This window comes from Citrobacter amalonaticus Y19 (assembly GCF_000981805.1).
Classification (GTDB): Bacteria; Pseudomonadota; Gammaproteobacteria; order Enterobacterales; family Enterobacteriaceae; genus Citrobacter_A; species Citrobacter_A amalonaticus_C.
This window is the reverse complement of the sequence record NZ_CP011132.1, coordinates 2,366,339-2,385,648: the sequence shown is the minus strand read 5'-3', so window position 1 is coordinate 2,385,648 and position 19,310 is coordinate 2,366,339. Positions and strand designations below refer to the sequence as shown.

The following is a 19,310-nucleotide window of genomic DNA, read 5'->3' as shown; positions in this document are numbered from 1 at the left end:
TAGGCCTGATAAGCAAAGCGCCATCAGGCATCGCTGCCGGATGGCGGCGTAAACGCCTTATCCGGCCTACACGCTGCGCCATCAGGTAATACTTCCTGGGAAATGAAGATGAAAACAGACAAGCCATTGATTTCCATTTATATGCCAACCTGGAACCGACAGCAACTCGCCATTCGGGCGATTAAATCGGTGCTGCGTCAGGACTATCCCCACTGGGAGATGATCATCGTTGATGATTGCTCCTCCTCCTATGAGCAGCTACAGCAGTTTGTTGAGGGACTGAACGACCCGCGCGTACGCTACACCCATAATGAGATCAACTCCGGCGCCTGCGCGGTGCGTAATCAGGCCATCGTCCAGGCGCAAGGGCATTACATCACCGGTATTGATGATGATGATGAGTGGACGCCAAACCGTCTGAGCGTGTTTCTTGCGCACAAGCATCAACTGGTGACCCACGCATTTTTGTACGCTAACGATTATGTCTGCGAAGGCGAGGTCTACTCGCAGCCGGCGAGCCTGCCGCTGTATCCGAAATCCCCTTACTCGCGACACCTGTTCTACAAACGCAACATCATTGGTAATCAGGTCTTTACCTGGGCGTGGCGTTTCAAAGAGTGTCTGTTTGATACCGAACTGAAAGCCGCGCAGGATTACGACATCTTTCTGCGAATGGTGGTGGAGTATGGCGAGCCGTGGAAGGTGGAGGAGGCGACGCAGATCCTGCACATCAATCACGGCGAAATGCAGATCACCTCGTCGCCGAAGAAATTCTCTGGCTACTTCCATTTTTACCGCAAGCACAAAGACAAATTCGACCGCGCCAGCAAGAAATATCAGCTGTTTACGCTCTACCAGATCCGCAACAAGCGCATGACCTGGCGCACGCTGCTGACGCTGTTGTCACTGCGTAACGGCAAGCGTCTGGCGGACGGACTGCGAGGACGTTAAGCATGCTGGAAGATATCCGCGCGAACAGCGGGAGTCTGCGCCCGTGCTGCATGGTGCTGGCTTATCGGGTGGCCCATTTCTGCTCCGTCTGGCGCAAAAAAAACGTGCTGAACAATCTGTGGGCCGCGCCGGTGCTGGTGCTGTATCGGCTGATTACCGAATGCCTGTTCGGCTATGAAATTCAGGCGGCGGCCACCATCGGACGGCGTTTCACCATTCATCATGGTTACGCCCTGGTGATCAACAAAAACGTGGTGGCCGGTGATGATTTCACGGTTCGTCATGGCGTCACTATCGGCAATCGCGGGGCGGACAGCCTGGCCTGTCCGGTGATTGGCAACGGCGTGGAACTGGGGGCCAACGTTGTCCTGCTGGGTGACATCCGCATTGGAAATAACGTGACCGTTGGCGCAGGCAGCGTGGTGCTCGACAGCATCCCGGACAATGCGCTGGTGGTGGGTGAGAAGGCCCGGGTTAAGGTAATTAAATGAATATTCTGCAATTTAATGTGCGACTGGCGGAAGGCGGTGCGGCTGGAGTGGCATTAGATCTGCATCAGCGTGCGCTGCAAAAAGGGCTGGCTTCGCAATTTATCTACGGCTACGGCAAGGGAGGGAAAAAGAGCGTCAGCCATCGCCACTATTCCCATGTCATCAAGCAGACGCCACGTCTGACGTCGGTGGCCAATATCGCCCTGTTTCGTCTGTTCAATCGCGATCTGTTTGGCAATCTGAATACGCTCTACCGTACCGTGACCCGCACACCTGGGCCACTGGTACTGCATTTTCACGTTCTGCACAGCTACTGGCTGAATCTGGCTGACGTGGTGGCGTTCTGCGAAAAGGTGAAAAATCACAAGCCGGACGTCACGCTGGTCTGGACGCTGCATGACCACTGGAGTGTGACCGGGCGTTGCGCCTTTACCGACGGCTGTGAGGGGTGGAAATCCGGCTGTCAGAAATGCCCGACGCTGAATAATTACCCGCCGGTGAAGGTTGACCGTGCGCATGCGCTGGTCGACGGAAAACGTCAACTGTTCCGCCAGATGCTGGCGCTGGGCTGTCAGTTTATCTCGCCGAGTCAACACGTTGCCGACGCGTTTAACAGTCTGTACGGCGCGGGGCGCTGCCGCATTATTAATAACGGTATTGATGTGGCAACCGAAGCGATTCTGGCGGAATTGTCCCCGGTCAATGAGACGCAAGGGAAACCGAAGATTGCGATTGTTGCCCACGATCTGCGCTACGACGGTAAAACCAATCAGCGCCTGGTGCGAGACATGATGGCGCTGGGCGATAAGATTGAGCTGCATACCTTTGGCAAATTCTCGCCGTTTGACGGGGCGAACGTGGTGAATCACGGCTTCGAAACCGACAAACGTAAGCTGATGAGCGCGCTCAATCAGATGGACGCACTGGTGTTCAGTTCCCGCGTGGACAATTACCCGCTGATTTTATGCGAAGCGTTGTCGATAGGCGTACCGGTGATCGCCACCCACAGCGATGCGGCGCAGGAAGTGCTGCACAAATCGGGTGGAAAAACGTTTGCGGCGCAAGAGGTGCTGCAACTGGTACAGATGGACAAGGCGGGGATCGCACAGACCGTTTTTGGCACCACGCTCAGCGCGTTTCGTGAGCGCAGTCGCGCGGCATACAGTGGTCAACAGATGCTGGAGGAATATGTCTCGTTCTATCAGAATCTGTAGCTATCTGCTGCTGCCGCTGATCTACCTGCTGGTCAACGTCAAAATTGCCCAACTGGGCGAAAGTTTCCCCATCACCATCGTCACTTTTTTACCCGTCTTTTTGTTGCTGTTCGTTGAGCGAATCAGCATTAAAAAGCTGATGATTGCGTTAGGGATTGGGGCAGGGCTTACGGCGTTTAACTATCTGTTCGGTCAGTCGCTGGACGCCAGCAAGTACGTCACGTCGACGATGCTGTTTGTCTATATCGTGATCATTATCGGCATGGTCTGGAGCATTCGCTTCAAAACCATTTCCCCGCATAACTACCGTAAGATCCTGCGCTTTTTCTATCTGGTGGTGGCGCTGGTGGTGATGCTGGCCGCGGCGGAAATGGCGCAAATTATCCTGACCGGCGGCAGTAGCCTGATGGAAGGAATTTCGAAGTATCTTATTTACAGTAATAGCTATGTACTGAACTTTATTAAATTTGGTGGCAAGCGAACGACCGCACTCTATTTTGAACCGGCATTTTTTGCTCTGGCGTTAATCTCAATTTGGCTCAGTATCAAACAGTTTGGTATCAAAACACCTAAAACCGATGCTATGATTCTGGCAGGGATAATATTATCAGGATCGTTTTCAGGGGTAATGACATTTATCCTGTTTTACCTGCTGGAATGGGCGTTTCAGTATCTGAATAAGGATGCGATAAAGAAAAAGTTACCGCTGGCGATAATCTCATTAGCCGTATTTTTAGTAGGGGTGATATTTGCATTCCCTTATATCTCTACGCGTCTGGGAGATTTAGGCACGGAAGGATCGTCTTCTTATTATCGCATTGTGGGTCCGTTAGTGATGGTCGGTTATTCGTTGACCCATATTGATGGCGTAGTCAGATTTGGCTCACTTTATGAATATGTCGCATCATTCGGAATCTTTAACGGTGCAGATGTCGGAAAAACAATAGACAATGGTTTGTATCTGCTGATTATTTATTTTTCCTGGTTCGCGGTGTTAATGACGCTGTGGTACCTGTGGAAAATCTTTAAAATGACGTTAAACGCATTTGGCGATAATCAGAATTTTCGGGTGCAACTTTATCTTTTTACGCCGGTGTCGCTGTTTTTTACCGGTTCGATATTTAGTCCGGAATATGCATTTTTAATTGTTTGTCCGTTTATTCTGCGCAAAGCGCTGAATATTACAAAAGTATAATGAGGTTAATCCTATGCTGCTCAGTGTTATCACCGTCGCGTTTCGCAATCTGGACGGCATTGCCAAAACCCATGCGTCACTGGCGCACCTGGCGAAGGCGAGTGACATCAGCTTTGAGTGGATTGTAGTGGATGGCGGTTCGAAGGATGGTACACAAGAATTTCTGGAAAACCTCAGTGGTAACTATCACTTACGCTTTGTCAGCGAACCGGATAACGGCATCTATGATGCGATGAACAAGGGCATTGAAATGGCGCGTGGAAAGTTCGCGCTGTTCCTCAACTCTGGCGATATTTTCCATCCGGATGTGACCCACGTTGTCCGTCAGCTCAAGACACAAAAAGATGACGTGATGATTACCGGTGACGCGCTGCTTGATTTTGGCGATGGTCATAAAACGAAACGTAGCGCGAAACCCGGTTGGTATATTTATCACAGTCTGCCGGCAAGTCATCAGGCCATCTTTTTCCCGCTGGCGGGACTGAAAGTCTGGCGCTATGACCTGCAATATAAAGTGTCATCCGATTATGCGCTGGCCGCCAGATTGTATAAAGAAGGCTATGACTTTAAAAAACTGGACGGTCTGGTGTCTGAGTTTTCAATGGGCGGCGTGTCAACGACGAATAATCTGGAACTATGCGAAGACGCGAAAAAAGTGCAGCGTCAGATATTACGCGTGCCGGGTTTCTGGGCTGAATTGTCGAAACTATTACGGTTGCGCACAACCGGTAAAACGAAAGCCTTATATAACAAAGTCTGAAATATAAGGATGCAATATGCAGGATTTAAGTGGTTTCTCCGTACCGAAAGGTTTTCGGGGTGGTAATGCAATTAAAGTCCAGTTGTGGTGGGCGGTACAGGCAACATTATTTTCCTGGTCGCCGCAGGTGTTGTATCGCTGGCGCGCTTTTTTGCTCCGTCTGTTTGGCGCAAAAATAGGAAAAAACGTAGTGATTAGACCATCGGTGAAAATTACCTATCCGTGGAAATTAACCATTGGCGATTATGCCTGGGTGGGTGATGACGTCAATTTATATACGCTGGGTGATATTACGATTGGCGCCCATGCGGTGGTTTCGCAGAAAAGTTATTTGTGTACCGGCAGTCACGATCACGCAAGTGCGCATTTTGATATTAATGCCACCCCGATTGTGATTGGTGAGAAATGCTGGCTGGCAACGGATGTGTTCGTGGCGCCAGGCGTCACGATAGGCGATGGCACCGTCGTCGGTGCGCGCAGCAGTGTTTTTAAGTCGCTACCGGCAAATACGATTTGCCGTGGCAATCCCGCAGTGGCAACGCGTGAACGCGTTACAACGTTACACCCTAATGGGATCAATTAAGAGGTAATAAAATGTCAAAAGTCGCTCTCATCACCGGTGTAACCGGGCAGGACGGTTCTTACCTGACAGAACTTCTGCTGGAAAAAGGGTATGAAGTTCACGGGATTAAGCGTCGTGCTTCTTCATTTAACACCGAGCGCGTGGATCACATCTATCAGGATCCTCATGCGGGTAACCCGAAATTCCATCTGCACTACGGTGACCTGACGGACTCCTCTAACCTGACGCGTATCCTGCAAGAAGTACAGCCGGATGAGGTCTACAACCTGGGTGCCATGAGCCACGTAGCGGTCTCCTTCGAATCGCCGGAATACACGGCCGATGTCGATGCGATGGGGACACTGCGCCTGCTGGAAGCCATCCGCTTCCTGGGCCTTGAAAAGAAAACCCGTTTCTATCAGGCATCAACTTCCGAACTGTACGGTCTGGTGCAGGAAATTCCGCAGAAAGAGACCACGCCGTTCTACCCGCGCTCACCGTACGCGGTCGCTAAACTTTACGCCTACTGGATAACCGTCAACTACCGTGAATCCTACGGTATCTACGCCTGTAACGGCATTCTGTTTAACCACGAATCGCCGCGTCGTGGCGAAACCTTCGTCACCCGTAAAATCACCCGCGCGATTGCCAACATCGCTCAGGGTCTGGAGTCTTGCCTGTACCTCGGCAACATGGATTCCCTGCGTGACTGGGGTCATGCGAAAGACTACGTCAAAATGCAGTGGATGATGCTGCAACAGGAACAGCCGGAAGACTTCGTTATCGCCACCGGCGTGCAGTACTCCGTGCGTCAGTTCGTCGAAATGGCGGCGGCTCAACTGGGGATCAAACTGCGCTTTGAAGGCGAAGGCGTGGAAGAGAAAGGGATAGTGGTTTCGGTCACCGGTCATGACGCGCCGGGCGTGAAACCGGGTGATGTCATGGTCGCCGTTGATCCGCGTTATTTCCGTCCGGCGGAAGTGGAAACCCTGCTGGGCGACCCAACCAAAGCGCATGAGAAGCTGGGCTGGAAACCGGAAATTACGTTGCAGGAGATGGTCTCCGAGATGGTCGCCAACGATCTGGAAGCGGCGAAGAAACACTCCCTGCTGAAATCTCACGGCTACGAGGTTGCCATCGCGCTGGAGTCCTGAGAATGAGCAAACAACGTATCTTTATTGCCGGTCATCGCGGAATGGTGGGTTCCGCGATTGTCCGCCAGCTTGAGCAGCGCGGCGATGTGGAGTTGGTGCTGCGCACGCGTGATGAGCTGAACCTGCTGGACAGTAAGGCCGTACAGGATTTCTTTGCCGCCGAACGGATAGACCAGGTTTATCTGGCGGCGGCGAAGGTGGGCGGCATTGTTGCTAACAACACGTACCCGGCCGATTTCATCTTTGAAAACATGATGATGGAAAGCAATATTATTCACGCTGCACATCTGCACAACGTGAATAAGCTGCTGTTCCTCGGTTCATCCTGTATCTATCCCAAACTGGCGAAACAGCCGATGGCGGAAAGTGAACTGTTGCAGGGCACGCTGGAACCGACCAACGAGCCGTATGCCATTGCCAAGATTGCCGGTATCAAGCTGTGCGAGTCCTATAACCGCCAGTATGGCCGCGATTATCGTTCCGTGATGCCAACCAACCTGTACGGCCCGCATGACAACTTCCATCCGAGCAATTCGCATGTGATCCCGGCGCTGCTGCGTCGTTTCCACGAAGCGACCGTGCAGAACGCGCCGGACGTGGTGGTGTGGGGAAGCGGGACGCCGATGCGTGAGTTCTTGCACGTCGATGATATGGCGGCGGCCAGCATCCACGTGATGGAACTGGACAGCGAAGTCTGGCAGGAAAACACCCAGCCGATGCTGTCGCACATTAACGTCGGTACGGGCGTGGACTGCACCATTCGTGAACTGGCGCAGACCATCGCTCAGGTTGTGGGTTACAAAGGCCGCGTGGTGTTTGACGCTACGAAGCCGGACGGTACGCCGCGAAAACTGCTGGATGTGGCGCGTCTGCATCAACTGGGCTGGTATCACGAGATCTCACTGGAAGCAGGTCTTGCCAGCACGTACCAGTGGTTCCTTGAGAATCAGCATCGGTTCCGGGGGTAAACATGTTTTTACGTCAGGAAGATTTTGCCACCGTCGTGCGTTCCACGCCGCTTGTCTCCATTGATTTGATCGTGGAAAACGCGCAGGGGGAATTTCTGCTGGGCAAACGACTGAACCGCCCGGCGCAGGGCTACTGGTTTGTGCCCGGTGGGCGGGTGCAAAAAGATGAGCCGCTGAGTGTGGCCTTCGAACGCCTGACCGAAGCCGAACTGGGACAACGTTTACCGCTGTCCGCCGGGGAATTTTATGGCGTCTGGCAGCATTTCTATGACGATAACTTTTCCGGCGAAGACTTCTCGACGCATTACATCGTGCTCGGTTTCCGTCTGCGGGTGCAGGCGCGCGATTTGTCTCTGCCTGACGCGCAGCACAACGCTTACCGTTGGCTGACGCCTGCGGCGTTGCTGGCGAGCGACAACGTGCATGACAACAGTCGGGCGTACTTTTTGCCGGAATGTCAGGCTAAGGCGCCGGGATTATGAGAATCCTCGTTTATGGCATCAACTACTCACCAGAACTCACCGGCATCGGCAAATACACCGGTGAAATGGTGGAGTGGATGGCGCGTGAAGGCCATGACGTGCGGGTCATCACCGCACCACCGTACTACCCACAGTGGAAAGTCGGCGAGCGTTACTCTGCCTGGCGCTATCGCCGGGAAGAGGGCGACGCCACCGTCTGGCGCTGCCCGTTGTATGTGCCAAAGCAGCCATCAACACTGAAACGATTACTGCATCTGGGCAGCTTTGCCCTGAGCAGCTTTTTCCCGCTGATGGCGCAGCGTCGCTGGAAGCCGGATCGCATTATTGGCGTGGTGCCCACGCTGTTTTGTACGCCGGGGATGCGCCTGCTGGCAAAACTCTCCGGTGCCCGCACCGTGCTGCACATTCAGGACTACGAGGTCGATGCGATGCTGGGCCTCGGTCTGGCGGGCAAGGGTAAAAGCGGCAAAGTGGCGCAACTGGCGACCGCTTTCGAGCGCAGTGGCCTGCATAACGTCGACAATGTCTCCACCATCTCCCGCTCAATGATGAATAAAGCGCAGGAGAAAGGGGTGGCGGCAGAGAAGGTGATCTTCTTCCCTAACTGGTCGGAAGTCGCCCGTTTTCAAAACGTTAGTGATGACGAGGTCATTACCCTGCGCCAACAGCTTGGTTTGCCGGATGACAAAAAAATCATTCTTTACTCCGGCAATATCGGCGAGAAGCAGGGGCTGGAAAACGTGATTGCGGCGGCGGAACAACTGCGTGAGCAGCCGCTCATTTTCGCCATCGTCGGTCAGGGCGGCGGTAAAGCGCGGCTGGAGAAAATGGTCCGCGAGCGCGGTCTGCACAACGTGCTGTTTTTCCCGCTGCAACCGTACGAGGCGCTGCCTGCACTATTGAAGATGGGCGATTGCCATCTGGTCGTGCAAAAACGCGGGGCGGCGGATGCCGTTCTGCCCTCCAAACTGACCAACATTCTGGCGGTGGGCGGTAATGCGGTGATTACCGCAGAACCGGAGACGGAACTCGGTCAGCTTTGCGACAACGTTGCAGGCATCGCGGTCTGCGTTGAGCCGGAATCGGTCGACGCGCTGGTGGCCGGGGTCGCGATGGCGCTCGCTATGCCCAAAAACAACACGGTGGCACGTGAATATGCCGAACGCACGCTCGATAAAGAGAACGTGTTACGTCAATTTATGAATGATATTTCCCCAAAATAATTCGAGTTGCAGGAAGGCGGCGACGCAGTGAATCCCCAGGAGCTTACATAAGTAAGTGACTGGGGTGAACGAGGAAAGACAACACACCTGCAACGTGAAGAATGAAGGGGATTCGGGGATTAATTATGAGTCAGACAACACTCTATCCGGTCGTAATGGCCGGTGGCTCCGGTAGCCGCTTATGGCCGCTTTCCCGCGTACTTTATCCCAAGCAGTTTCTGTGCCTGAAAGGCGATCTCACCATGCTGCAAACGACCATTTGTCGTCTGAACGGCGTGGAGTGCGAAAGCCCGGTCGTTATCTGCAACGAGCAGCACCGTTTTATCGTCGCGGAGCAGTTGCGCCAGCTCAACAAACTGACTGAGAACATTATTCTCGAACCGGCAGGACGCAATACCGCGCCGGCGATTGCTTTAGCGGCGCTGGCGGCAAAACGCCACCGTCCGGACTGCGACCCGCTGATGCTGGTGCTGGCGGCAGATCACGTGATTGCCAACGAAGACGCCTTTCGTGACGCGGTGCGAAACGCCATGCCGTATGCCGAAGCCGGAAAGCTGGTCACGTTTGGTATCGTTCCGGATCTACCGGAAACCGGCTACGGCTATATCCGTCGCGGCGATGTCACGCCCGGCGAGAAAGATGCCGTGGCGTTTGAGGTTGCGCAGTTTGTGGAAAAACCGAATCTGGAAACGGCTCAGGCTTATGTCGCCAGCGGGGATTATTACTGGAACAGCGGGATGTTCCTGTTCCGCGCCGGACGCTATCTGGAAGAGCTGAAGAAATACCGTCCCGATATTCTGGAAGCCTGCGAAAACGCGATGAGCGCGGTCGATCCGGATCTCGATTTCATCCGCGTGGATGAAGCCTCATTCCTGGCCTGCCCGGAAGAATCCGTCGATTACGCGGTGATGGAGCGCACGGCGGATGCGGTGGTGATGCCGATGGATGCGGGCTGGAGCGATGTCGGTTCCTGGTCCTCGCTGTGGGAAATCAGCGCCCATACTGCCGAGGGAAACGTCCACCACGGCGACGTTATCAGCCATAAAACCGAGAACAGCTATGTCTATGCCGAATCGGGTCTGGTGACCACCGTCGGCGTCAAAGATCTGGTGGTGGTGCAGACCAAAGATGCGGTACTGATCGCCGATCGTCATGCGGTGCAGGACGTGAAGAAAGTGGTTGAACAAATCAAAGCCGATGGTCGCCACGAGCACCATATTCACCGCGAAGTGTACCGTCCGTGGGGCAAATATGACTCCATCGACGCCGGCGACCGCTATCAGGTCAAACGCATCACCGTGAAACCGGGTGAGGGGCTGTCGGTACAGATGCACCATCACCGCGCTGAACACTGGGTGGTGGTGGCCGGTACTGCCAAAGTCACCATTGACGGTGATATCAAACTGCTCGGTGAAAACGAGTCTGTCTACATTCCGCTGGGGGCCACCCACTGTCTGGAAAACCCCGGAAAAATTCCACTCGATCTGATTGAAGTGCGCTCGGGTTCTTACCTCGAAGAGGATGACGTGGTGCGGTTTAAAGATCGCTACGGCCGGGTGTAACGCCTTTATTGCGCCCGGTGACGCTGCGCTTACCGGGTCTACGATTCTGTAGCGTGTAGGCCTGATAAGACGCGAAGCGTCGCCATCAGGCAATGACCGCCGGATGGCGCGTTGCTTATCCGGCCTACGGCAAAAAACAACAAAACAATTTTGGCCATTAACGGGTCAGGGACAACTGTTGCCTGAAGAAGGGTAAAAACATGACGAAATTAACCTGTTTCAAAGCCTACGACATTCGCGGCAGGCTCGGCGAAGAACTGAATGAAGAGATTGCATGGCGGATTGGCCGTGCGTACGGCGAGTTTCTCAAGCCGAAAACCATTGTGCTGGGCGGCGACGTGCGTCTGACCAGCGAAGCGCTGAAGCTGGCGCTGGCGAAAGGGTTGCAGGACGCGGGTGTTGACGTGCTGGATATCGGCCTGTCGGGCACCGAAGAGATCTATTTCGCCACCTTCCACCTCGGCGTAGATGGCGGGATTGAAGTGACCGCCAGCCATAACCCGATGGACTATAACGGGATGAAACTGGTGCGCGAAGGGGCTCGCCCCATCAGCGGCGATACCGGTCTGCGAGACGTGCAGCGTCTGGCGGAAGCCAACGACTTCCCGCCCGTGAACGACGCAAAGCGTGGGAGTTACCAACAAATAACCCTGCGTGACGCCTATATCGACCACCTGTTCGGCTACATCAACGTGAAAAATCTCACCCCGCTGAAGCTGGTGATTAATTCCGGTAACGGTGCAGCAGGCCCGGTGGTGGACGCTATCGAAGCGCGCTTTAAGGCGCAGGGCGTGCCGGTTGAATTTATCAAAGTACACAACCTTCCCGACGGCAATTTCCCGAACGGTATTCCTAACCCGTTGCTGCCGGAATGTCGCGCCGACACCCGAAATGCGGTGATAGAACACGGTGCCGATATGGGTATCGCGTTTGACGGCGATTTCGACCGCTGCTTCCTGTTCGATGAGAAAGGTCAGTTTATCGAGGGCTACTACATTGTCGGCCTGCTGGCGGAAGCGTTCCTCGAAAAACAGCCGGGCTCCCGAATCATCCACGACCCGCGCCTGTCGTGGAACACGGTGGATGTGGTGACGGCGGCGGGCGGCACCCCGGTGATGTCGAAAACCGGTCATGCCTTCATCAAGGAACGGATGCGCCGTGAAGATGCCATCTACGGCGGAGAAATGAGCGCCCACCACTATTTTCGTGATTTTGCCTATTGCGACAGCGGGATGATCCCGTGGCTGCTGGTGGCGGAACTGGTGTGCCAGAAAGGGCAGTCGCTGGGTGAGTTGGTACGTGACCGGATGGCGGCATTCCCGGCGAGCGGCGAAATCAATAGCCTGCTGGACGACGCGGCGGCGGCAATTTCACGGGTGGAACAGCACTTCGCCAGCGAGGCGCTGGCGGTGGACAGAACGGATGGCATCAGCATGTCGTTTGTCGACTGGCGCTTCAACCTGCGCTCCTCGAACACCGAACCGGTGGTTCGCCTGAACGTGGAGTCACGCGGGGATATTCCGCTGATGGAAGCGCGAACGCGCACTCTGCTTACGTTACTGAATCAGTAAGGTCAGATCTCCCTTACTCGCTGGCGGGTAAGGGGCTAATAACAGGAACAACGATGACAAATCTAAAAAAGCGCGAACGGGCTAAAACCAATGCATCGTTAATCTCTATGGTGCAACGCTTTTCAGATATCACCATCATGTTTGGCGGGCTGTGGGTTGTCTGCGAAGTCAGTGGATTGCCTTTCCTGTATATGCACCTGTTGGTGGCGCTGATCACGTTGGTTGTTTTTCAGATGCTGGGCGGCATCACCGATTTCTATCGCTCATGGCGTGGCGTCAAAATTGCCACAGAGCTGACCCTTCTGCTGCAAAACTGGACGCTTAGCCTCGTCTTTACTGCTGGTCTGGTGGCGTTTAACGCCGATTTCGACAACCGCCTTGCCATCTGGCTGGCGTGGTATCTGCTGACCAGCGTCGGGCTTGTCTTTTGTCGTTCGTTTATCCGCTATGGCGCAGGCTGGTTACGTCATCGTGGCTATAACACGCGCCGGGTGGCGGTTGCGGGCGATCTGCCTGCCGGGCAGTCGCTGCTCGACAGCTTTCGCAACGAACCGTGGCTGGGTTTTGAAGTGGTCGGCGTCTATCACGACCCGAAACCGGGTGGCGTGACGTCAGACTGGGCAGGGAACCTGGAACAACTGGTTGAAGATGCCAAAGCGTCGCGCATTCATAACGTCTATATCGCCATGTCGATGTGCGACGGCGCGCGGGTGAAAAAACTGGTGCGCGAACTGGCGGATACCACCTGTTCGGTGATCCTCATCCCGGACGTGTTTACCTTTAACATTCTGCATTCCCGCATCGAAGAGGTGAGCGGTGTGCCGGTGGTGCCATTGTATGACACGCCGCTGTCGGGGATTAACCGTCTGCTTAAGCGCGCGGAAGATATTGTGCTGGCAACGCTGATCCTGCTGCTGATCTCCCCGGTGCTGTGCTGCATTGCGCTGGCGGTGAAGCTGAGTTCACCGGGGCCGATTATCTTTCGTCAGACCCGCTATGGCATGGACGGTAAACCAATCAAGGTATGGAAATTCCGCTCAATGAAGGTGATGGAGAACGACACGGTCGTTACGCAGGCGACGCAGAACGATCCGCGCGTCACCCGCGTGGGTAACTTCCTGCGTCGTACCTCGCTGGATGAGCTGCCGCAGTTTATCAATGTACTGACCGGCGGGATGTCCATCGTCGGGCCGCGCCCGCATGCGGTGGCGCATAACGAACAGTATCGTCAGCTGATTGAAGGCTACATGCTGCGCCATAAGGTCAAGCCGGGGATCACCGGCTGGGCGCAAATCAACGGCTGGCGCGGTGAGACCGACACGCTGGAGAAAATGGAAAAACGCGTGGAGTACGATCTGGAATACATCCGTGAGTGGAGCGTGTGGTTCGACATCAGGATCGTTTTTCTGACGGTGTTCAAAGGCTTTGTCAACAAAGCGGCGTACTGAGGAACGGTTATGAGCTTACGTGAAAAAACCATCAGCGGCGCGAAATGGTCGGCTATCGCCACGGTGATCATCATCAGTCTGGGGCTTATCCAGATGACGGTGCTGGCGCGGATCGTCGATAACCACCAGTTCGGCCTGCTGACCGTATCGCTGGTGATCATTGCGCTGGCCGATACACTGTCTGACTTCGGTATTGCCAACTCGATTATTCAACGCAAGGAGATAAGCCACCTTGAGCTGACCACGCTGTACTGGCTGAACGTTGGGCTGGGAATCGTCGTCTGTGTGGCAGTCTTCCTGCTTAGCGATGTCATTGGCAATGTGCTGCATAACCCGGATCTGGCGCCGTTGATTAAAACGCTGTCGCTGGCGTTCGTGGTGATCCCACACGGACAACAGTTTCGCGCCCTGATGCAGAAAGAACTGGAGTTCAACAAGATTGGGATGATTGAAACCAGCGCCGTGCTGGCGGGCTTTACCTTTACCGTCGTTAGCGCGCATTTCTGGCCGCTGGCGATGACCGCCATTCTCGGCTACCTGGTCAACAGCGCGGTGCGCACGCTGCTGTTTGGCTACTTTGGTCGCAAGATCTACCGTCCGGGCCTGCACTTTTCGCTGGCGTCCGTTTCCTCGAATTTGCGCTTTGGCGCGTGGCTGACGGCGGACAGCATCATCAACTATGTCAATACCAACCTTTCCACGCTGGTGCTGGCGCGCATTCTCGGCGCTGGCGTCGCCGGGGGCTATAACCTGGCGTACAACGTGGCGGTGGTGCCGCCGATGAAGCTTAACCCGATCATCACCCGCGTGCTGTTCCCGGCATTTGCCAAAATTCAGGACGACACGCAGAAGCTGCGCGTGAACTTTTACAAGCTGCTTTCCGTGGTGGGGATCATTAACTTTCCGGCGCTGCTTGGCCTGATGGTGGTTGCCAATCATGTTGTGCCGCTGGTCTTTGGCGAGAAGTGGAACAGCATCATCCCCGTGCTGCAACTGCTGTGCGTGGTGGGACTGCTGCGCTCGGTCGGTAATCCGATTGGCTCGCTGTTGATGGCAAAAGCGCGCGTGGACATCAGCTTTAAATTTAATGTGTTTAAAACGTTCCTGTTCATCCCGGCGATTATTGTCGGCGGGCAGATGGCAGGCGCGATCGGCGTGACGCTGGGCTTCCTGCTGGTGCAAATCATCAACACCGTTCTGAGCTATTTCGTGATGATTAAACCGGTGCTGGGTTCCAGCTATCGTCAGTACATTCTGAGCCTGTGGCTGCCGTTCTATCTCTCACTGCCAACGCTGGCGGTGAGTTATGGGCTGGGCATTGCGTTGCAGGGGCATCTGTCGCTGAGCGTGCTGTTGGCGACACAGATTATCGCCGGTGTGCTGGCGTTCGCGGTAATGATCGTGCTCTCGCGCCACCCGCTGGTGGTGGAGATGAAGCGCCAGTTTTGTCGCAGCGAAAAAATGAAAACCCTGCTTCGCGCAGGTTGAACCTTACCGCCGTCATCCGGCAAACCATGCCTGATGACGCTGCGCTTATCAGGCCTACGGGGCGCATGGCGCTTCGGTTATTGGACCGGGAAATAACGCTGTAGGCCGGATAAGGCGATAGCCGCCATCCGGCAACGATTTTACGAGGGTGAAATGAAATTACTGATTCTGGGCAACCATACCTGCGGCAACCGTGGCGATAGCGCGATTCTACGCGGCCTGCTGGACGCCATTAACCGCCTCGAACCGGACGCGGAAGTGGATGTCATGAGCCGCTACCCGGTGAGTTCTTCCTGGCTTTTGAATCGTCCGGTGATGGGCGATCCGCTCTTTTTACAGATGAAACAGCACAACAGCGCGGCAGGCGTGGTGGGGCGGGTGAAAAAAGTCCTCCGCCGTCGCTACCAGCATCAGGTACTGCTTTCCCGTGTTACCGATACCGGCAAGCTGCGAAATATCGCGATTGCTCAGGGCTTTACCGACTTCGTGCGTCTGCTCTCGGGCTATGACGCCATCATTCAGGTGGGCGGTTCGTTCTTCGTCGATCTGTACGGTGTTCCGCAATTTGAACACGCGCTGTGTACCTTTATGGCGAAAAAACCGCTGTACATGATAGGCCACAGCGTGGGGCCGTTCCAGGATCCGCAATTTAATCAACTGGCTAACTATGTTTTCGGTCACTGTGATGCGCTGTTCCTGCGTGAGTCCGTCAGTCTGGATCTCATGAAACGCAGTGAAATCACCACCGAAAAAGTTGAACACGGCGTGGATACCGCGTGGCTGGTGGATCATCACGAGGCGGACTTTGAACCAGGGTATGCGGTACGACACTGGCTGGATGTGGCGACGCAGCAGAAAACGGTGGCGATTACCCTGCGCGAACTGGCGCCGTTTGATAAACGGCTGGGCACCACGCAGGAGGCTTATGAGAAGGCTTTCGCCGGCGTGGTAAACCGCATTCTGGACGAGGGGTATCAGGTTATCGCGCTGTCCACCTGTACTGGCATCGACAGCTATAACAAAGATGACCGCATGGTGGCGCTGAATCTGCGCCAGCACGTCAGCGATCCGGCGCGCTACCACGTGGTGATGGATGAACTGAACGACCTGGAGATGGGCAAGATCCTCGGCGCCTGCGACCTGACGGTCGGTACGCGTCTGCATTCCGCGATTATCTCGATGAACTTCGCAACGCCTGCCATCGCCATTAATTACGAACACAAATCGGCGGGCATCATGCAGCAACTGGGGATGCCGGAGATGGCGATAGATATCCGTCATCTGCTGGATGGCAGTCTGCAAGCGATGGTGGCGGATACGCTGGGACAACTACCGCAGATTAATGAGCGTCTTGCGCAGGCGGTGCGGCGCGAACGCGAGCAGGGATACCGCATGGTGGAATCGGTGTTAACACGCATCGGGGAGGGGAAATGAAGGTCAGCTTCTTTTTACTGAAATTCCCGCTGTCGTCGGAAACCTTCGTCCTCAATCAGATTACCGCGTTTATCGATATGGGCTTTGACGTTGAGATTGTCGCCTTGCAGAAAGGCGATACGCAAAATACGCACGCGGCCTGGGAAAAATATGGCCTGGCGACCAGAACGCGCTGGTTGCAGGATGAGCCGCAGGGACGTCTGGCAAAGCTGCGCTCCCGGGCTATAAAAACGCTGCCGGGACTGCGCCGGGCGGCGACCTGGAAATCACTCAATTTCACCCGCTACGGCGATGAATCACGCAATCTGATCCTTTCGTCGATTTGTGCGCAGGTAAGTAAACCGCTGCGTGCGGATGTCTTTATCGCTCATTTTGGTCCGGCGGGCGTGACGGCGGCAAAGTTGCGTGAGCTGGGAGTCATTGAGGGCAAGATTGCGACGATTTTCCACGGTATCGATATTTCCAGTCGGGACGTCCTTAATCATTACACGCCCGAATACCAGCAACTGTTCCGCCGTGGCGACCTGATGCTGCCGATTAGCGATCTCTGGGCCGGAAGGCTGAGAAGCATGGGCTGTCCTCCCGAGAAGATTGCCGTTTCGCGAATGGGCGTGGACATGACGCGCTTTACGCACCGGCCAGTGAAAACACCCGGTACGCCGCTGGAGATTATCTCTGTTGCGCGACTGACTGAGAAAAAAGGGCTGCATGTGGCGATAGAGGCCTGCCGTCAGTTGAAGGAGCAGGGCGTGGCGTTTCGCTATCGCATTCTGGGCATGGGGCCCTGGGAGCGGAGATTACGTACGCTGATTGAGCAGTATCAACTCGATGATGTGATTGATATGCCGGGCTTTAAGCCCAGCCATGAAGTGAAAACGATGCTGGATAACGCGGATGTCTTTCTTCTGCCGTCGATTACCGGTGCGGATGGCGACATGGAAGGGATCCCGGTGGCACTGATGGAAGCGATGGCGGTGGGGATCCCGGTGGTCTCAACCGTTCACAGTGGGATCCCGGAACTGGTGGATGCCGGAAAATCCGGCTGGCTGGTGCCGGAAAACGATGCCAGTGCGCTGGCGCAACAGCTCGTCTCGTTCAGCCAAATTGACCACCACACGCTGGAACCTGTTATTCAGCGTGCGCGTGAAAAAGTTGAACATGATTTTAATCAGCAGGTGATTAACCGTCAGTTGGCCAGCCTGCTGCAAACGATGTAAACCGAGGTTGTATGCCAGAGAAAACACTCTCCCGACGTACCTTCCTGACGGCAAGCTCCGCGCTTGCCGTACTTCCCGCCCTCCATTCTCCCTTTGCCCGCGCCGTTGCGTCCCGTAAAACCGTCAATATCCAGGATTACGATGCGAAAGACTGGATTGCCTCGTTTAAACAGGCCTTCAGCGACGCAGAGATCGTCGTGGTGCCGACGGGACTGGTGTGTGAGAACATCAATACCGGTATTTTTATCCCGCCGGGAAAAACGCTGCATGTGCTGGGCCGTCTGAGCGGCAACGGTCGCGGTCGCGTTGTGCTCCAGGATGCCTGTCAGGTGACAGGCGAGAAGGGCGGTAGCCTGCACAATATCACGCTGGATGTCCGCGGTTCCGACTGCGCGATAACGGGGCTTACGATGAGCGGTTTCGGGCCGGTGACACAAATTTATATCGGCGGGAAAAAGCCGCGCGTGATGCGCAATCTGGTCATCGAGAATCTCACGGTGACTCAGGCCAACTACGCGATACTGCGCCAGGGATTCCACAATCAGGTGGACGGCGCGCGCATTACTCACTGTCGCTTCAGTGACTTGCAGGGTGACGCCATCGAATGGAACGTCGCGATTAACGACAGCAATATCCTGATTTCCGACCACGTCATTGAACGGATTAACTGTACCAACGGCAAGATTAACTGGGGGATTGGCATTGGGCTCGCGGGGAGCACCTACGACAATACCTATCCCGAGCAGCAAACGGTCAAAAACTTTGTGGTTGCTAACATTACCGGGTCAGATTGTCGGCAGTTGGTGCATGTCGAAAACGGAAAACACTTTGTTATTCGCAATGTTAAAGCGAAGAACATCACCCCGGATTTCAGTAAGAAGGCGGGCATCGACAATGCGACGGTCGCTATTTACGGCTGTGATAATTTCGTGATTGATAATATCGACATGGTCAACAGTGCCGGGATGCTCATTGGTTACGGTGTCGTCAAAGGAAAATATCTGTCTATCCCGCAAAATTTCAAACTCAATAATATCACGCTGGATAACACGCAGCTTGAATACACATTGCGCGGCATTCAAATTTCGTCGGGTAATGCGACCTCTTTCGTCGCACTGACCAACATTGAGATGAAGCGGGCGACGCTGGAGTTGCACAATCAGCCCCAGCATCTCTTTTTACGTAATATCAAGGTGATGCAGGAATCAGTAACCGGTCCAGCGCTGAAAATGCACTTTGACCTGCGTAAAGATGTGCGCGGTAAGTTCACGGCGAAAGACGACACGCTGCTGTCGCTGGCAAACGTACACGCGGTGAATGAGAAAGGGCAAAGCTCGGTGGACATTGACCGGATAAACCATCATGTGGTGAATGTTGAAGCAATCAACTTCCGGTTACCGGAGGGGAGGGGGTGATTTGCGACCATTCCTGGCGAAACTGGTCCATACTTAAGATTATGGCTACTGCAATTTAACTCCGAGCGGCGTAGCATCAGTCACAAAGCAGCGATGATTTCCTCTAACTAATTCATGCTGGCTAAAACGAGTCAAAAGGCTATAATTCAGCAACCATTTTACAGGTGGATGAAAT

General features: G+C 54.7%; 17 protein-coding genes. All 17 read left to right on the top strand.

The window, feature by feature from the left end:
• The first annotated feature begins 108 nt into the window (after positions 1-108).
• The 17 genes from wcaA to wcaM all read left to right on the top strand — a co-directional run bounded on the left by wcaA (position 109) and on the right by wcaM (position 19,135).
• Positions 109-951: a colanic acid biosynthesis glycosyltransferase WcaA gene (gene wcaA, locus F384_RS11075; protein ID WP_046481512.1), complete on the top strand. Its 843-nt coding sequence runs from the start codon at positions 109-111 to the stop codon at positions 949-951.
• A 2-nt stretch (positions 952-953) separates the two neighbouring features.
• Positions 954-1,442 (top strand): colanic acid biosynthesis acetyltransferase WcaB, encoded by a 489-nt coding sequence (gene wcaB, locus F384_RS11070; protein WP_046481510.1) that lies wholly within the window; start codon positions 954-956, stop codon positions 1,440-1,442.
• Positions 1,439-2,656: a colanic acid biosynthesis glycosyltransferase WcaC gene (gene wcaC, locus F384_RS11065; protein ID WP_046481509.1), complete on the top strand. Its 1,218-nt coding sequence runs from the start codon at positions 1,439-1,441 to the stop codon at positions 2,654-2,656. Before wcaB ends, wcaC begins: the two co-directional genes overlap by 4 nt.
• Positions 2,631-3,851, top strand: a complete 1,221-nt coding sequence (gene wcaD / locus F384_RS11060; RefSeq protein ID WP_046481508.1) for a colanic acid polymerase WcaD — start codon at positions 2,631-2,633, stop codon at positions 3,849-3,851. The genes wcaC and wcaD overlap by 26 nt, the downstream gene beginning before the upstream one ends.
• A 13-nt stretch (positions 3,852-3,864) precedes the next feature.
• On the top strand, positions 3,865-4,611 hold the full coding sequence (wcaE, locus tag F384_RS11055; protein WP_046481507.1) for a colanic acid biosynthesis glycosyltransferase WcaE: 747 nt from the start codon (positions 3,865-3,867) through the stop codon (positions 4,609-4,611).
• Between the two features lie 16 nt (positions 4,612-4,627).
• The gene (wcaF, locus tag F384_RS11050) at positions 4,628-5,194 is read left to right on the top strand and encodes a colanic acid biosynthesis acetyltransferase WcaF (protein WP_046481506.1); all 567 of its coding nucleotides are present in this window, start codon (positions 4,628-4,630) and stop codon (positions 5,192-5,194) included.
• Positions 5,195-5,205: 11 nt separating this feature from the next.
• Positions 5,206-6,327: a GDP-mannose 4,6-dehydratase gene (gene gmd, locus F384_RS11045; protein WP_046481505.1), complete on the top strand. Its 1,122-nt coding sequence runs from the start codon at positions 5,206-5,208 to the stop codon at positions 6,325-6,327.
• Positions 6,328-6,329: 2 nt separating this feature from the next.
• Positions 6,330-7,295, top strand: a complete 966-nt coding sequence (gene fcl, locus F384_RS11040; RefSeq protein ID WP_046481504.1) for a GDP-L-fucose synthase — start codon at positions 6,330-6,332, stop codon at positions 7,293-7,295.
• Between the two features lie 2 nt (positions 7,296-7,297).
• On the top strand, positions 7,298-7,777 hold the full coding sequence (locus tag F384_RS11035; RefSeq protein ID WP_046481503.1) for a GDP-mannose mannosyl hydrolase: 480 nt from the start codon (positions 7,298-7,300) through the stop codon (positions 7,775-7,777).
• Positions 7,774-9,000: a colanic acid biosynthesis fucosyltransferase WcaI gene (gene wcaI / locus F384_RS11030; protein ID WP_046481502.1), complete on the top strand. Its 1,227-nt coding sequence runs from the start codon at positions 7,774-7,776 to the stop codon at positions 8,998-9,000. The genes F384_RS11035 and wcaI overlap by 4 nt, the downstream gene beginning before the upstream one ends.
• 125 nt (positions 9,001-9,125) lie before the next feature.
• On the top strand, positions 9,126-10,562 hold the full coding sequence (cpsB, locus tag F384_RS11025) for a mannose-1-phosphate guanyltransferase (RefSeq protein WP_046481501.1): 1,437 nt from the start codon (positions 9,126-9,128) through the stop codon (positions 10,560-10,562).
• Positions 10,563-10,762: 200 nt separating this feature from the next.
• Positions 10,763-12,133, top strand: coding sequence for a colanic acid biosynthesis phosphomannomutase CpsG (gene cpsG / locus F384_RS11020; RefSeq protein ID WP_046481500.1), 1,371 nt, complete (start codon positions 10,763-10,765; stop codon positions 12,131-12,133).
• A gap of 53 nt (positions 12,134-12,186) precedes the next feature.
• Positions 12,187-13,581, top strand: a complete 1,395-nt coding sequence (wcaJ, locus tag F384_RS11015) for an undecaprenyl-phosphate glucose phosphotransferase (protein ID WP_046481499.1) — start codon at positions 12,187-12,189, stop codon at positions 13,579-13,581.
• 9 nt (positions 13,582-13,590) lie between these two features.
• The gene (gene wzxC / locus F384_RS11010; RefSeq protein WP_046481498.1) at positions 13,591-15,069 is read left to right on the top strand and encodes a colanic acid undecaprenyl disphosphate flippase WzxC; all 1,479 of its coding nucleotides are present in this window, start codon (positions 13,591-13,593) and stop codon (positions 15,067-15,069) included.
• A gap of 153 nt (positions 15,070-15,222) precedes the next feature.
• Complete coding sequence (gene wcaK / locus F384_RS11005; RefSeq protein ID WP_046481497.1) at positions 15,223-16,503, top strand: colanic acid biosynthesis pyruvyl transferase WcaK; 1,281 nt, start codon at positions 15,223-15,225, stop codon at positions 16,501-16,503.
• Complete coding sequence (wcaL, locus tag F384_RS11000; protein ID WP_046481496.1) at positions 16,500-17,720, top strand: colanic acid biosynthesis glycosyltransferase WcaL; 1,221 nt, start codon at positions 16,500-16,502, stop codon at positions 17,718-17,720. The genes wcaK and wcaL overlap by 4 nt, the downstream gene beginning before the upstream one ends.
• Positions 17,721-17,731: 11 nt before the next feature.
• Positions 17,732-19,135 (top strand): colanic acid biosynthesis protein WcaM, encoded by a 1,404-nt coding sequence (wcaM, locus tag F384_RS10995; RefSeq protein WP_046481495.1) that lies wholly within the window; start codon positions 17,732-17,734, stop codon positions 19,133-19,135.
• The last annotated feature ends 175 nt before the right edge of the window (positions 19,136-19,310 follow it).

What these genes read in the sequence shown, in the direction of transcription:
- wcaA (WP_046481512.1), top strand. Translation starts at nt 109, where the DNA reads ATGAAAACAGACAAGCCATTGATTTCCATTTATATGCCAACCTGGAAC.
- wcaB (WP_046481510.1), top strand. Translation starts at nt 954, where the DNA reads ATGCTGGAAGATATCCGCGCGAACAGCGGGAGTCTGCGCCCGTGCTGC.
- wcaC (WP_046481509.1), top strand. Translation starts at nt 1,439, where the DNA reads ATGAATATTCTGCAATTTAATGTGCGACTGGCGGAAGGCGGTGCGGCT.
- wcaD (WP_046481508.1), top strand. Translation starts at nt 2,631, where the DNA reads ATGTCTCGTTCTATCAGAATCTGTAGCTATCTGCTGCTGCCGCTGATC.
- wcaE (WP_046481507.1), top strand. Translation starts at nt 3,865, where the DNA reads ATGCTGCTCAGTGTTATCACCGTCGCGTTTCGCAATCTGGACGGCATT.
- wcaF (WP_046481506.1), top strand. Translation starts at nt 4,628, where the DNA reads ATGCAGGATTTAAGTGGTTTCTCCGTACCGAAAGGTTTTCGGGGTGGT.
- gmd (WP_046481505.1), top strand. Translation starts at nt 5,206, where the DNA reads ATGTCAAAAGTCGCTCTCATCACCGGTGTAACCGGGCAGGACGGTTCT.
- fcl (WP_046481504.1), top strand. Translation starts at nt 6,330, where the DNA reads ATGAGCAAACAACGTATCTTTATTGCCGGTCATCGCGGAATGGTGGGT.
- F384_RS11035 (WP_046481503.1), top strand. Translation starts at nt 7,298, where the DNA reads ATGTTTTTACGTCAGGAAGATTTTGCCACCGTCGTGCGTTCCACGCCG.
- wcaI (WP_046481502.1), top strand. Translation starts at nt 7,774, where the DNA reads ATGAGAATCCTCGTTTATGGCATCAACTACTCACCAGAACTCACCGGC.
- cpsB (WP_046481501.1), top strand. Translation starts at nt 9,126, where the DNA reads ATGAGTCAGACAACACTCTATCCGGTCGTAATGGCCGGTGGCTCCGGT.
- cpsG (WP_046481500.1), top strand. Translation starts at nt 10,763, where the DNA reads ATGACGAAATTAACCTGTTTCAAAGCCTACGACATTCGCGGCAGGCTC.
- wcaJ (WP_046481499.1), top strand. Translation starts at nt 12,187, where the DNA reads ATGACAAATCTAAAAAAGCGCGAACGGGCTAAAACCAATGCATCGTTA.
- wzxC (WP_046481498.1), top strand. Translation starts at nt 13,591, where the DNA reads ATGAGCTTACGTGAAAAAACCATCAGCGGCGCGAAATGGTCGGCTATC.
- wcaK (WP_046481497.1), top strand. Translation starts at nt 15,223, where the DNA reads ATGAAATTACTGATTCTGGGCAACCATACCTGCGGCAACCGTGGCGAT.
- wcaL (WP_046481496.1), top strand. Translation starts at nt 16,500, where the DNA reads ATGAAGGTCAGCTTCTTTTTACTGAAATTCCCGCTGTCGTCGGAAACC.
- wcaM (WP_046481495.1), top strand. Translation starts at nt 17,732, where the DNA reads ATGCCAGAGAAAACACTCTCCCGACGTACCTTCCTGACGGCAAGCTCC.